A 13,552-nucleotide genomic window follows, 5' to 3' on the forward strand; every position below is an offset into this window, starting at 1 on the left:
GGTCGGGCGGGACGCTCCGAGGCGGGAAGCTCGCATGCCTCCGGCCGGGACAGGCAGCGCATGTGCCTACACGTCGCGGAAGAGCTGTCGCCGTTCCTCGTCCCAGTCGACCTCTGCCATCTCGTGGCCGACCGGAACGGTCATGAGCGTGTGGGAGAGCCAGTGGCTCACGGGTGAACGGCGCACGGCGAGGAGTGCAGGGCACTCCTGCGGGCCCAGTTGCAGGAACAGGGCGCTGCCGACTCTGTTCTCCTCGGAGGGCCAGATCATCACTTCGCCCTGCCCCACACTCCCGCGCATGCCACCCAGCAGCAGATCGCGGGAGAACCTCCACCGGGCCAGGCCCCCGACCGGTCCATGAAACGCGAGCTCCACGGCGAACGGGTCCTCGCGCTCGTAGCGGAGCTCCATGAGTACCGGCACCCACTGTTCCTCGGTGACGTTCAGCAGTACGGGAACGCAGGACAGAGGAGTGTCCGGCCTGCCGGAGCCGCCTGCCCGGGACACCGTGGATCCTTTTGGGTGCTCCACGTCTGAGCGATCGGCCCCGCCAAGGGGCCGGTCGCGGGGCCCTCGGCGGCCCAGCAGAGCTGTCAGGCGCGCCATTCGGCGGCGGAGCACAGGCAGGAAGAGCATCAGTTCCCCTGATGACAGAAGGAGGAGGGAACAGCCGCTTCCTGACCGTTGCACACCGGGAGTACCCGCCCTCCGGCCCTCTACTCCTACCGGCACGGCTGGGTCCTCATCGACCATGCTGCTGCGACCGGAGCGGCCCAGCTCAAGGAGGCGCTCCTGCCTCACGCCCGAGCCGGGCCGCGCTGGTGCGGACAAGAACGCGAACACGGCTGCCGCCGACCACTTGATCAACGGTCCGGCCGCCGCGCAACACCGAAGCCGGCGGAGCGGCCCCCTCACCAGAAGCGCAGGTGGTTTATCCAGGGTTGTGCCGGGAAAGAGCCCCTTGCGCTTTGGACGTAGGCGCACCCGTGGGAGCACCGGGTGCCGTCTGTGCGGCACGGCGCACTCCCGCGGCGGCCGGCACCTTCGCCGAGGAGCGATCACATGCCCACTTCACAGCTTTCCGGGACGGACTCCGACGAGGATTCCCCGTCGGCGGATCAAGCGTTTCGCGAACTGCGTGCTCTTCCCCCGGGGCCGGAGCGCCGGGCTTGCCGCACTAGAACGATCGACAGGTGGCTGCCCATGGCCTACCGGCTGGCCACCCGGTTCCGCAACCGCGGCGAGCCCATGGACGATCTTCGCCAAGTGGCCGCGATGGGGCTGGTGAAGGCGGTCGACCGATTTGATCCCGTCCACGGCAAGGCCTTCGAGGTCTATGCGATTCCGACGGTGACGGGCGAGCTCAAGCGCCACTTCCGCGACCACACCTGGGATGTCCACGTGCCCCGCAGGGTCCAGGATCTGCGCAACCAGGTCCGTCTGTCGCAACGCGACCTCTCCCAGAGGTCCGGCGCGCACGTGCCGACCCCCGCCGACGTCGCGGCGGACACCGGACTCAGCGTGGAGGACGTCAACCTGGGGATGCAGGCCATGGGCAGCTACAGCGCAATCTCCCTGGACGCGGAACCCGCAGGGTTCGACGGCGGCACCTCTCTGGCCGACCGCTTGGGCTCCCGGGACCGCGCTCTGGAGACCGTCCTGGAGCGTGAGAGCGTCAAACCCGGACTGCGCGAGCTGCCGGAGCGTGAGCGCACCATTCTGTACCTTCGGTACTTCCGCGACATGAGCCAGGCCAGCATCGGGCAGCGGCTCGGCATCTCCCAGATGCACGTTTCCCGGCTGCTCAGGCAGAGCTGCGAGCGACTGCGCACAGACACCCTGCCGACAGCCGCGTGAAGAACGGCGCTCGGGGCTCTGCATGAGGCACCGTGTAGGGACGTGGCGAGGGACCACGCCTGCTCGGTGCCCGATTTCGAACAGGCTCCACCGCAGGAACGGGCGCGCCCCGGCAGGCTGGCACAGAAATGTCGACGAGCGTCGACGAGGCAGGCCGCCCGCACATCAAGCAGGCAGCGCAAGCAACCCCCGATCCGACGAACGACAGTGGCCTTCCGATACTGAGAACCGGAACTCCTGTCCTGGGCGTCACAGACGTTGCCCGCGCAGCGGCTTTCGGGACCGCAGCGCTGCACTTGGACGTCTCCCCGCAGTGGCACAGCGAAACGTGGCGCACCCACGGACACCGAGACGGCAAGGGCCCGGCCCTCGGCCTGATGCACAGCCCTCCCCGCCCGAGCCCCGCCCCGGCCTTCACTTCGATCCCTTCGCGGACACAGCCGAGGAGCAACGACGAGAGGTCCGACGACTGGTCGGCATCGGCGCACGCGATCTGAGCCAGGCTCCCAGCGGCGGTGACAACCCGGCCCCCTGACAAACCCCGGCTTCCCGCCGAGTCGAGCATGACCGTCCCATCGAGCCACACAGAGCGGTCCGGAACCCCCAGCCACGCGACGCAGGTGAGGTGGGCTGCCGGCGACTCAGGCAGAGGGGGCGAGTTCCGTCATCAGCCGGCGGGCTTCCAGCAGCAGTTCGCCCCCGACGGCCGCCGCTGACGGTTCCTGGCGGTGGAAGGTGTCGGTGAGTGAGCCGAGAGTGCTCCAGGCTTCCTTGAACGCTGCCTCGCGGCGTTCGCTCAGCTCTCCGGTCCCGGAGCCGGAGAGCCGTCCGGTTTCGATGGCGCAGATGTGGCCGGCCTGGCGCAGCACCTCGGACAGCAGCCGGAGAAAGTCCGGCGACGGCGGGGGAAGCTCCGTGTCGTCGCTGATCGTCTTGAGCGTGCGGGTGAGGGCCAGGACGCAGGTGCAGACACGACCCCACCGGGTGTCCTCGGCGAACGGCGGAGGCGTCGGGCCCGTGCGCCGCAGCCGGCCTCCCGGGTTCCAGCGCGCCCCCTCCATGGCCCAGCGGCGAGCCTCGCTCACATGCTGCAGCGACGCAGTGAGGCCGCCGGCCGAGTGATGCCACCGCTCGGACTTCTCCAGCCCGTCCTCCTCACGGAGTCCCTCCGCCACGGCACCGAGCACGTCCGCCGTCTCGCGCACGAGACGGACGAGACGGTCACGAACGCTGCGCAGGTGAACCGGCGGGAGAACGAACGCGCTGACCAGCAAACCGATCACCGCACCGATCAGCGTCTCCAGAAGCCGGTGCCCCACCGTGGACGTGCTGGAGACCCCACCGGTGATGACGAAGAGCGCTGTCGTGGCACCGTAGATGCCCTGGCTCCCGAAGCGCCGGTAGTTGCCGAGCAACATCATGAACGGCAAGGTGAGCAGCATGGCGGTCATGGTCTGATCACGTGTGAAGGCCATCGCCGCGGATGCCCACAGGGTGCCCAGGGCGATGATGGCGAACTGCTGGATCCCCGTACGCACCGACTGGTATACCGTGCTGCCGACCATCGCGATCGCCGTCCAGGGAGCCAACAGGGCCATCGGCGCCTGGAACCACCACCCACTCACCGCCCACGCGGCTATCGCCGCCCCCGCTGCCTTCAGCGACTGGATGAGCGTGTCCCGCTCCGGACCGGCCTCGACACACGAGCTGCGGACCGACCGGCGCACCTCCGCCCACTCCAGACCCGCCCACCGCCAAGCGGCCATCCACCGCACCTCCCGCGCCACGCCATTCCCTCTCGAGCGTTGTCGCATCAACTGCTCCGATTTTCGTGCCCCGGGAAGGGACAGAGAACAGCACCACGGCCAACCGCCTCCGACCGTGGATGAAAGCGGAGAGAAGTGGCCGGCCACGCGGAGGAACCCACCGGCACCGGCTCACCGACCGCGCCAGGAGCGCGAGGCCGTTGCGCCCCTGCGAGGCCTGGGCGGCACCCTTCCCTACGTACTGCTGGTGCGGGTGATCCAGAAGCACCACGCACGGTTACCGTCCAGGAGCCGCGACTCCGGCCAAGGCGAAGGCCGCGGTTGCGGCACCCGGCATTCGTGGCATCGCTCCCGGCATCTCGGCGTCCCCTCGTCGTTGCGCACCAGGTACCCACCCCCGGAGATTCATGCATCGGACCTCTGCGCGCCTCGCGACTCATCCGGGCGGCGCCCACGCCCGGCAGACTCGGCGTTCAGGCTTTCGCGGGTGGCGCCGGGATCATTGCCCACCGGATGGGTCCTGGTCATGGCCTTCCCAGCAGGCCGTACGCAGACCTCCTCGCCCTCCGGGGCGGCCGACCCCATGCGGGAGCGCGGCCACGGCGTTGGCGGCGAGCACGGCGTACGGGGTTCCGTCAGCGCGTTCATTTCCGAGCCACCTCGGTATGGCGGCACCTGCTTGCTTCCTTGCGGGACGACCGGAGGCGGCGCCCCAGCCGCCCGGTTCCCCAACGCGGCGGTCTCCGTCCTCCGCACGTCGGTGAGGAAGGCGAACATGTGGCCTCAGAGGCCGGCTTCCTGTCGAAACGCCGGCCGCGGAGGCTCGGGCGTCGTTCCGGCCGTCCCCTTCTCTCCGTACCTTCCTCTTCAGTGAACGATGTCTTCTGGTAGGTGCGGACCGCATCCTCGTGAAGACGGCCTACGCCTCGTTTCCTGACGTGGTGAGTCGCGTACGGTTCAGGTCGATCAGGTGGTCACCGAAGCCGCCTTGTGCGCGCGGTGTCCTGCGGGCCGAAGTGGTGACGGGTGAGTCGGCGGTGCGCAGGATGCGCGCTCCGGTGCTCTTCAGTGCGGCGACCAGGAGGCGGTCCTCATGGAGCGGGGCCGCCGGGAAGCCGCCTGCCGCTGCGTAGGCTCGACTGCTGACGCCGAGATTCGCACCATGAACATGCGGGTGCTGCCACGGGCGGCCTGCCGGGGGGCGGGACATCTCGTAGAGGCGGTGGTGGCGGACGGCCAGATCGGTCATGTGAGGTGGCCAGTGGTCCACGGTCACGGTGCCGACGACGGCGTCCCAGCCTTCGGCGGCGCGAGCCGCCTGATGGGCGAGCCAGTCCGGCCGCACCATGCTGTCGGCGTCGGTGGAAGCGATCCACACACCGCCTGAGGTGTCGCCGAGCGTGCTGAGCGCGGCTCGCACGCCTGCGGCTCGGGCCCGGCCGACGTTGCGGTAGCGGACTGGCAGGACGTGAGCGCCCGCGGCGCGGGAGACAGCGGCGGTGGCATCCGCGCAGCAGTCGGCCACGACCACCGTGAGCACGCGCAATGACCCGATGCCGGCATGCTCGGCCGCCGCGCCCACCGCTTCCAATGCGGCCGGCAGCAGTATCTCCTCGTCGCGGGCCGGGATCACGACGGCGATCGCTCCGATGCCGCGCGGTGCCGTCATACGAGGCCCTCGCGGGCGGCGGGGGAAGGTGCAGCGGTGCCGTCGGGGCTGTTGCGCTCGTACACCTGGAGCACGAAGTCGTCCTCACGGTGGTCGGCCGTCAGGGTCAGCCCCGGAACCGAGCCGACGGTACGGGCGAGCGTGCTACCAGTTCCGCGGTGGTCGGGCACCGGGTGGTTCCAGTGCACCGTGACCAGGGTGCCGCCCGGCTCCAGGGCGTCGACCGCGAGGCCCAGGACGCTCTGGAGGGTGGGGGTGTCGAAGTAGTAGAGCAGCTCGGACAGGACGACGAGATCGAAGTGGCCGGGCGGCCATTGGCCGGGAACGGTCAGATGGTGCACGTCCACATGAGGGAGGGCGGACGTGCGCCGGCGTGCGGTGGCGACCGCGGACGCCACCCGGTCGCAGGCCACCACCTGGTCACACCGCTCGGCCAGGCGGACCGTCAGCTCGCCCACGGAACAGGCAGGTTCGAAGGCGCGACGGTAGCGGGGCAGGGGCAGGCTCGCCACGGTGAGGTCGTACTTGCGGCGCTCGTACCAGCGCTCGGCAAGGTGCCAGGGGTCAGGAGCGTCGCGGTACATGCCCTCGAAGTACGCGGCAGGGGTGCCCGCTGTCCCGGAGACGTCCGGTGCGTGCCGTGCGTCGTTCACCGGAACACCACCTCCCGGTCGCGCAGATGATGCGCCAGCTCCTCCGGAGGCAGGACCGCCGCGTCGGCCTCGCCCGGGCCGAGGGGCGCGATCTGGCTGACGAACTGCCTCACCGCGGCCCGCTTCCGGTCCAAGACCTGCGGAGACAACCGGATGAGAGCGGCGCGCCGCCAGGGCACCCTGGGGTCGTCCGGCGCGGCCCAGTGCCACATCCACACCGGATAGAGCCAGTGGGCGACGCCCGCTGAAGCTGCCGCGCACACGGCTGCCCGCCCGGCCGCCTCGTGATCGCCGTGCACATCACCGGTCCACGGCGCGACGACCAGGTCCGCACCGGCCGCCAGGCCCGCGATCCGGGCGGCGACCTCGTCCTCGTACGCCTCCACCCGGGTGTCGGGGACTTCCAGCCGTACGACGGTCGCGTCCGTGGCCCCGAGCTCGGCCAGCGCCGCCCGCGTCTCGGCCGTGCGCAGCTCAGCGAGGTCGCGCGCGGTCATCACATCGCTGCCCGGGTGGGAGCCCTCACCATCGGTGACGGCCACCACGGTCACTTCCGTACCGGAGGCGGAGAGCAGCGCGATCGCGCCTCCGAAACCGAGCACCTCGTCGTCCGGATGAGCAGCGACCACCACAACACGGCCGAATGGCCCCAGAGGAGTTTCCGGAAGGGCGGCCCAGCCCGGCCATGCCTGCCATGCCGCCTCCGGGGTGCCGGGCGCCTGAATGGCATCGGCGAAACCGTCGTTCGAGGTGCCTGTCATCGCTCGCCCTCCGGCCTGGCCAGGAACGCGCCGAGCCCGGCCAGATCGCGTTCGGCATGGTGCTGCCGGATGTACACGCTCAGGTCGGCCACGGTGCGGGCGTGCGCAGTGTCATGACACAGCGGCCCCGCTCCGGTCGCCCGGCCCACGTGATCCAGTACCTCCCGGCACACGGACTCGACGAACCCACGCACCCGCATCGCCCGCAGCCGGGCCTCTCCCCGCCCGTCCAGGGGGTCCGCGTCGATCTCCTCGGCCGCCCGCTCCAGGAGCACCCCGGCCGCATACAGCTGGACGTCCACGGCCCCCAGATGGGCATCGGTGTGCGGCTCGATCCTTCCTGCGGCTGCCTCGCGCAGCACCCGGGAAGCCGCCACCGCCCCACCGTGCCAGCACGCGGCGACCCCGATCCCCCCGTGCCAGAACCCCGGCCGTCGCACATATGCCTCCGGCCCGCCGACCGGGGCTGCCGGGACGTCAGTGAACCGCACGTCCGGGGTGTCACTGCCCGCCATGCCCACGGCCTGCCAGGTGCCTTCCACCGGCCGGCAGCCGGCTTGGTCCACCCGGGCCGCGAAGAGCCGCCGCGACTCGCCCTCCCGTGCGGTGACCAGGGCGTGGGTGCAGCTGTGCGCGCCGGAGCAATACTGCTTCAGTCCGTTCAGTACCCAGCCCGCGCCCTTCTGGACGGCGGTGAGGCCCTCGCCCGGAGGCTCGGCCGCCCACACACCCCACAGCTGGCCCGGTGACGGCGGTGATCCCTCCAGCTCCGCGAGGATGGCTGTGGCGTCGACATGCCCCTCGACCAGGCGCGCCGTACACAGACCGGACTCGGCGACGCCCCGCAGAGCCGCGAACCGCTCACTGGTAAGCCCGGAGCCAGGCAGTGGAAAACCCAGCTGCCCGTTCTCGATGCGACTGACCGTGTCGGCGAACTCCTCCGCCACCGTTGCCGCTTCGACGGTCAGAGCAGGAACTGGCATGATTCGGACTCCTTCACGAATGACGAGCAGGTCCGGCGGAGCCGGTTCTCCCACGATGTCTCGACCCCCGGTCTGCATAACGCGCCCCACAGCGACGGCCTCTCTCTGTGCCCCTCTCACCAGGAGCAAAACACCTTCGGTCCCACAGCCACACAGGATTGATCGTGGAAGGACGACGGTCGTAGAAGCCGGCAACGCCCGTGTGTCCCCTCTCTCTGTTCCACGCCGGGGTGAACGGGATACCCGGACCACGCGCGAATGGAGGTAGGGACAGAAACGCAGGCAGCAGATGATCAAGCAGATGAAACACGGGGCGCGAAGCGGTGCGACGTGGGCGGGCCGGATGCGAAGAGTCCGGACAGGCGCGGGCCCGGTCCGCTTCGATGTCCGAGGCAGTCGGCTCGGGACGGCTGGGAGAGACGGTCGCCTCAGTTGGTCAGCCAGAGCGCGAGGTTGAGAGCTGCTGCGTAGCCGGCCCACAGAAGGTAGGGCGCCAGCAGCCGGGACGCCCGGCGATCCACCCGCGCGGCGAGCAGCACAGTGGCGCCGAGGGCTGCCAGCAGCAGGCAGATGAGCCGGCGGACCTGCGGCCGGCTGCCGGAGGGCGTGAACCCGGAGCCGGTGCGTGCTTGCCGCTGCAGTCGGGTTCCTGGCAAGGGCGGCGTGAGTCGCGCGGAGGTCGGATGCATGTATTTCTGGGGGTGGGTACCCGGTCCGCCACGACGAGAGGACGCTGAGATGCCTAACGCGATGCCACGAGTGCTGGGGGCCGCAACCGCGGCCTACAGCGTCGCGATCATGGTCCGTCCGGTCCTGCTGGCCAAGCCGTGCGGCTTGACCCATGCCGATGGCACAGTGCCGGTGGGGACCGCTCTGCTCATTCGGGCGATCGGGGCACGCGATGCCGCTGTCGGCGCAGCCATGCTCCTCGCCCCCGACTCCCGTTCTCTGCGGACCGCGACTGCCTGCCGCGTCACTGCCGACCTGTCCGATGCAGCCCTGTTCGGCACAGCGCTCACCGGCTGGTCCAGGCGCCTGAAGGTCGCGGGCTTCGCCGTCGCATGGGGAGCGCTGTGCGCCGCGGCCGCCGCGAGGGAGTGAGAACGCCTCGGCAACACGCTGGCCGAGCACAGACTGGCGCCGCGTCGCTGTTCGATACCGGGCCGGGCATTTACGGCCATCGCCGGCCGCGGAAGTGGTGCGAGCCGGTTGCACCCAGCTCGGTGGAGGCGTTGGCCGCTGCGGCGGTGGCCGCCGCGGGTGCGCAGGGGGTGATGAGGCATCCGGGTGCCGGCCGTCACCCCGGAAGCGGCCGGCACCGTGGTCCTGGTCGTCTCCGAACTCGTCACCAACGCTCTGCGGCACGGCGGCGGCACCTGCACCCTCCGGCTGAGCGCCCACCCCGATCTCATCGAGGTGGCCGTCGACGACACCAGCCCACGGGCCCCGCATACGCGCACCCCTGACCTGACCGGTGCCACCGGCGGCTTCGGCCGGCGCATGGTCACCCGTCTCGCCCGCACCACCGCAGTGAACCACCGGCCCTCCGGCGGCGAGAGAGCACCGCGGGTCGATGACGCGCACCCGCCCGTAGCCACGCGCCCTCGATCGTGGAGGTGTACATGGCCAGTGCCCTTCGGCGACAGGACCGCCCCGTCGCGGAATCCGAGCAGAGAAGGGAGGCTGGGGTCAGGGCGGTCGCTGGGCAGGGCTACAGCGCCGGCTCCGGCGGGCCGGTCTGCGGAGTCGGCGCCGTCCAGCGTGACCCCCGCACTTGTACCTGGCCGTCACCAGGACGGGCGATCAGCCGGGCCTCGGCGGCCAGATCGCGCAGGATGTCCAGGAGATCGTCGAGGCACAGGGTCGTCCAGCCGCAAGGGGCGGAGCGGATCAGGGAGCGTGCACACCATGGCAGAAGACAAGAAGCTGAAGCAGGGGGATCCCGTCTCCTGGAACAGTCACGGGCAGACCGTTCCCGGCAAGGTGAAAAAGAAGATCACGGAGCGCGGCGAGGTCGCGGGACGCACGGTCGAAGCCTCGGAAGAGGAACCGCAGTATGAAGTCGAAAGTGAGAAGTCCGGCCGCACCGCTGTTCACAAACCGCAGTCTCTGCGGAGAAGGAAAAAGGGCTCCTGAAGACGGGATCCACCGCTGCCCTAGCTCTCGCGACGCTGACGCTCAGCGACGGAAGCGTCTGATCGTGCAGGCGCGTCGTCGCGATCCGCGCACCTGCCACCGGGTCCTCCGGAACCGGCCACGGCCGCTTTGGCAGCCTCTCCTATCGGTAAACACCTGACGTTCCGCGGAGTTCACGTATTCGGCCGGGATGAGACCTCGTCGGAAGTGGAGTACCCGTCGTTCCCCGACTCGGTCTTCTGCACCGGCATGGCGAAAATTCCGCGCCCGTCTTCGCGTATCACGCTGCTTTCGGAGGAGGCGAGCGCCGCGCTGAGCCGAGCGATGAGCGACCGTGGGTCCGCAGCGTTTTCCGTGAGGTGCTGCGCGAGCGTACGGACCTTGATGTTGGTCCGCTGGGAAAAGCTCGCCAGGATCTGCCAGGCTTGCTTCTCCGAGCACCTCTCGGCGGCCATGACCATGCCGAGGGCGATATCGATCTTCGGGCGGGTCTCAAGAGCCCGGCGCAACCCTTCCACCTCGTGGCGAAGATGGAGTACTTCCTGTTCGGCGTCCTGATGCTCCCGAGCAACCGCGGGATCCGGATTCTGGTGCCGGCCGGAGCCGGTCGACTGCGTCACGGGTGTGGCCCCCAAATAATGTCGGGCGAATAGCACCGGGGGCAGGGGTGCTGTCGCGTCTACGGACGAGCCGGCGGGCTCGTGCCGTTGATGCCGATCGAGGGTGGTGCTCTTCACCAGCGGAGATCGGTCATTCCGGACCAGCGTCTCACGTGATCGCCATAGCGGCCACGTGCCCGCGCCGTGCCCGGCAAACCAAGGTCGGAGACAAGCCTGGGCAAAGCCACCCAACGAGCGCACTGCCGTATCTGCGTCCACCGGCGGGAACCGGACTCGGACGCGCCAGACCGCCAGATCTCTGTCCTCTGCTCGGCCATCCGCGCACGGGACGGCCCTGCGGACGACCTCGGGGGCCCGCAGCGTGCGCGGTGGCAGAAATCCCGGACCATCTCGGCGAGCTCCATCGGCACCGCCCACTGGGCTGGGCCAGTTCGCGTTGATCACCAGTTCTTACGGGAGTGAGATCTGGTCGGTGTCGAGGCTCTGGTCGATGATCTGCCGTGCGGAGTCGGAGACTCGGAGTTGGCGGCTGCGGGCGTAGGCGCGCAGAGCGTTGCAGGCGTTGTCGGGGGTCACGTTCCGGCGTTCGGCGAGGATTCCCTTGGCCTGTTCGATGGCGATGCGGCTGGACAGGGCGCGCTGCGACTGGCTCTTCTCAAGCTGCTCCTGTCCGATGTCGCGTTGCTGGAGCAGGGCGATGGCAGCGATGTCCGCGAGCGCCTGTGCGAGCGAGGCGTCCTGCGGGCTCAGGGGCTGCCCACTGGTGTGGAAGAGGTTCATCGCCCCCACGGCACGGCTGCGCAGGCGCAGCGGGAAGACGTGGCTGGTCTGAAAGCCGCTGTCGCGGGCCTGTTCGGCGAAGGCGGGCCAGCCGCCGGTGTCCGCGGGGTCGTGCAGTTCGATGTTGGCTCGGGCCTTGCCGGTCTCGTAGCAGTCCACGCAGGGGCCTTGGTCGTGCTGGACGGCGGAGAGTTCCAGCAGGTGCGTGTTCTCGTCGGAGGCGGCGGATAGCGCGGCCTGCGGGCGACCGCCTCATCCCGACGGTCCGTCGCGACACCTGGACGCAGCGCGCTTCCATCACCCCTCAACCCAGCCGCTCCGAACCGCAGAAGCTGACCGGCCGTCTACTGGGAGCATTGCAGGCGCGGCTGATTCCGTTGGTACCAGGACAACTGTGGAACGTGTGAACGCCCAGCCGTGTCACTCGGCGAAGAAGTGCGGCGCGCACCGTGATGCCGTGCCGCGTGCGCAGACGGCGCAGTTCCCCCATGGCCACTGCGGTGACGGTCAGCGGTGCTCCCGGAAGGAACGTCAGCCGCGCCCCCAACGGCACGCCGTCGTAGGTGCCCCGGAAGACCTCGAAGAGGGCTGCCTCCCACACCAGGAGTGTGGGAGGCAACGGCGGAACCGTCTCGTGGAGGTCTGCCGTCCGGAAGACGTGGACGAGCGACTGCGCCATGCCGTGGAGAGCGAAGGGAGCGAGCCACAACAGGAAGGCACCCAGGGCGAACAGCAGCACCACCCGCCCCGCGGAGGCGGTCCAGTTCGTCTCTTCGGTCACCAGTCCCAGCCCGGTGATCAGCCTGGGGGCGCCGAGCGCGAGGAGCAGCGCGAGGAGCGCGCCGGCGGGTTTGGCGACCCTGCGCAGGAACAGGCGTCGGTGGGGCGGGCGAGCTGCGGCAATGAAGACGGCGACGGCGAGCGGGAACGTCACCCCGAGCACGATGAGGGTGGTACGGATCTGGCGAAGCGATCGTCCACGACCGCGTCGGCGTCCGCCGCCACCCCGTAGGACAGCAGCATCCAGGACACCGCGACCAGACCGACGATCGTTCGAAGGACCTGCACCCTCTTCACCGCCGGGTCGTTCACACGGTCCGGCCGGGAAGGGGTGAACACAGCCCGCCCCACAGCGATCGGGTTGAAGAGGCGCCCGAAAGTCAGCTGGCGTGCGGGAACCGGAGGGCAGGGGGCGGCCGGTGGGCTCCGGCCCCGGGGCGCCTGCAGTGATGTGTATCCGTCGCTGCTCGAGCGATGGCCAGGATCACGGAGCAGTTCAGGCGGCTCGGCCCAGTGGGATAATCCCAGCAGCACAGGCTGCCACCGTATCGCGCAGACGTTCGCACGATCGGGACTCGACCGCCGCCGCTTGGGCTCGGCGGTCGAACTCTGCCTCTTTGGTCGGTTGACCGTGGTGTCCGAGGGGGGACTTGAACCCCCACGCCCGATAAAGGGCACTAGCACCTCAAGCTAGCGCGTCTGCCATTCCGCCACCCGGACAAGGTGTCTGTCGTTCGCGGGGTGTTCCCCGCGGCGACATGGAAAACAATACCAGGGGTTCGGCGCGCCCTTCACCCGCATATCCGGTGGTCAGTGCGGTGCGGCGTGCCGGTGGGACCTCGGCCTCCCCGGTCCTCGGAGGTCCCGGGGCTACCTTCGCGTCCATGAGTGATCGCGGCTACCGCCGGCCCCGTCCGCTGTCCCCTCTGCGCGAGCATCTGCGCGACACGTTCTGGTTCGCCCCGACCATGGGGTTCGTCTGCGTGTTCGTGCTGTGGCTGGTCGCCACCGAACTGGACGACGCGATCGTCACGCTGCTCCAGCGGGAGGAGGCGTACGACGAGCTGGGCGACCTGATGGCGTTCTCCCAGGACGCGAAGACGATCGTCACCACGATCAGCTCGGCGATGATGACCTTCATCGGCGTCGTGTTCAGCATCTCGCTGGTCGCGGTGCAGATGGCGAGCGGCCAGCTGACGCCCCGGGTGGTGCGGATCTTCGTCAGGAGCCGGATCAGCAAGCTCACGCTGACGGTGTTCCTGGCGACGTTCCTCTTCTCGCTGCTGGTGCTCTCCTCGTACGAGAGCGAGAGCGATCCGCGCCGGGTGGTCTCGGTCCCGTTGGTGCAGAGCCTGCTCATCCTGGTGATGCTCGGGCTGAGCCTGCTGCTCTTCGTCGTCTACGTGAGCGCGACGCTGCGGCTGATGCAGGTGGGGCCGGTCGTGGACAGGATCGCGCGCGACTCGTTCCGGGTGCTGGGCCGGATGCCGAGGGGGCCGCGGGGCGAGGACGAGCCGGGGCCCGAGACCGCACGGGTGCTGCACGAG

At 69.7% G+C, this 13,552-nt stretch carries 14 protein-coding genes, 1 tRNA gene and 1 pseudogene; 5 read left to right on the forward strand and 11 right to left on the reverse strand.

Going from position 1 to position 13,552, the window contains the following annotated elements; translation table 11 throughout:
* Nucleotides 1-66: 66 nt before the first annotated feature.
* Complete coding sequence (locus HET64_RS27340; RefSeq protein WP_215109820.1) at nt 67-507, reverse strand: SsgA family sporulation/cell division regulator; 441 nt, start codon at nt 505-507, stop codon at nt 67-69.
* A 555-nt stretch (nt 508-1,062) separates the two neighbouring features.
* Here HET64_RS27340 and HET64_RS27345 point away from each other — a divergent pair.
* Entirely contained in the window at nt 1,063-1,857 is a 795-nt protein-coding gene (locus HET64_RS27345; RefSeq protein ID WP_215109821.1) for a SigB/SigF/SigG family RNA polymerase sigma factor, read from the forward strand.
* A 641-nt stretch (nt 1,858-2,498) separates the two neighbouring features.
* On the opposite strand, the gene HET64_RS27350 is transcribed toward HET64_RS27345, so the two are convergent.
* The 6 genes from HET64_RS27350 to HET64_RS27375 form a co-directional block, all read right to left on the reverse strand.
* The gene (locus HET64_RS27350) at nt 2,499-3,623 is read right to left on the reverse strand and encodes an aromatic acid exporter family protein (RefSeq protein ID WP_215109822.1); all 1,125 of its coding nucleotides are present in this window, start codon (nt 3,621-3,623) and stop codon (nt 2,499-2,501) included.
* A 919-nt stretch (nt 3,624-4,542) separates the two neighbouring features.
* Nucleotides 4,543-5,292, reverse strand: a complete 750-nt coding sequence (locus tag HET64_RS27355) for a glycosyltransferase (RefSeq protein WP_215109823.1) — start codon at nt 5,290-5,292, stop codon at nt 4,543-4,545.
* A complete protein-coding gene (locus HET64_RS27360; protein ID WP_215109832.1) occupies nt 5,289-5,876 on the reverse strand; it encodes a bifunctional 2-polyprenyl-6-hydroxyphenol methylase/3-demethylubiquinol 3-O-methyltransferase UbiG in 588 nt (195 codons plus the stop codon). The genes HET64_RS27355 and HET64_RS27360 overlap by 4 nt, the downstream gene beginning before the upstream one ends.
* 65 nt (nt 5,877-5,941) lie before the next feature.
* The gene (locus tag HET64_RS27365) at nt 5,942-6,706 is read right to left on the reverse strand and encodes a PIG-L deacetylase family protein (protein WP_215109824.1); all 765 of its coding nucleotides are present in this window, start codon (nt 6,704-6,706) and stop codon (nt 5,942-5,944) included.
* Nucleotides 6,703-7,689, reverse strand: a complete 987-nt coding sequence (locus tag HET64_RS27370; RefSeq protein ID WP_215109825.1) for an acyl-CoA dehydrogenase — start codon at nt 7,687-7,689, stop codon at nt 6,703-6,705. Before HET64_RS27370 ends, HET64_RS27365 begins: the two co-directional genes overlap by 4 nt.
* 428 nt (nt 7,690-8,117) lie before the next feature.
* Complete coding sequence (locus HET64_RS27375; RefSeq protein ID WP_251145942.1) at nt 8,118-8,345, reverse strand: tryptophan-rich sensory protein; 228 nt, start codon at nt 8,343-8,345, stop codon at nt 8,118-8,120.
* An 82-nt stretch (nt 8,346-8,427) separates the two neighbouring features.
* On the opposite strand from HET64_RS27375, the gene HET64_RS27380 reads away from it, so the two are divergent.
* From HET64_RS27380 to HET64_RS27385, 3 genes and pseudogenes are all read left to right on the forward strand, one after another.
* The gene (locus HET64_RS27380; protein WP_251145943.1) at nt 8,428-8,790 is read left to right on the forward strand and encodes a hypothetical protein; all 363 of its coding nucleotides are present in this window, start codon (nt 8,428-8,430) and stop codon (nt 8,788-8,790) included.
* A gap of 189 nt (nt 8,791-8,979) precedes the next feature.
* Nucleotides 8,980-9,246: pseudogene (locus HET64_RS39300) on the forward strand (ATP-binding protein); the annotation flags it as partial.
* A gap of 351 nt (nt 9,247-9,597) precedes the next feature.
* The gene (locus HET64_RS27385) at nt 9,598-9,825 is read left to right on the forward strand and encodes a DUF2945 domain-containing protein (protein WP_215109827.1); all 228 of its coding nucleotides are present in this window, start codon (nt 9,598-9,600) and stop codon (nt 9,823-9,825) included.
* Nucleotides 9,826-9,998: 173 nt separating this feature from the next.
* On the opposite strand, the gene HET64_RS39305 is transcribed toward HET64_RS27385, so the two are convergent.
* The 4 genes from HET64_RS39305 to HET64_RS27405 all read right to left on the reverse strand — a co-directional run bounded on the left by HET64_RS39305 (nt 9,999) and on the right by HET64_RS27405 (nt 12,725).
* Nucleotides 9,999-10,445: an ANTAR domain-containing protein gene (locus HET64_RS39305; RefSeq protein WP_215109828.1), complete on the reverse strand. Its 447-nt coding sequence runs from the start codon at nt 10,443-10,445 to the stop codon at nt 9,999-10,001.
* Nucleotides 10,446-10,895: 450 nt separating this feature from the next.
* Complete coding sequence (locus HET64_RS27395; protein WP_308370392.1) at nt 10,896-11,426, reverse strand: ANTAR domain-containing protein; 531 nt, start codon at nt 11,424-11,426, stop codon at nt 10,896-10,898.
* A gap of 103 nt (nt 11,427-11,529) precedes the next feature.
* Complete coding sequence (locus HET64_RS27400; RefSeq protein WP_215109830.1) at nt 11,530-12,168, reverse strand: hypothetical protein; 639 nt, start codon at nt 12,166-12,168, stop codon at nt 11,530-11,532.
* A gap of 469 nt (nt 12,169-12,637) precedes the next feature.
* Nucleotides 12,638-12,725: transfer RNA gene (locus HET64_RS27405), tRNA-Leu, on the reverse strand.
* Between the two features lie 164 nt (nt 12,726-12,889).
* Here HET64_RS27405 and HET64_RS27410 point away from each other — a divergent pair.
* Nucleotides 12,890-13,552 (forward strand): DUF2254 family protein (locus HET64_RS27410; protein WP_215109831.1); only part of this gene is annotated, 663 nt, incomplete at its 3' end.

It is taken from the genome of Streptomyces sp. McG3 (genome assembly GCF_018619185.1).
In the GTDB taxonomy this organism is placed as follows: Bacteria; Actinomycetota; Actinomycetes; order Streptomycetales; family Streptomycetaceae; genus Streptomyces.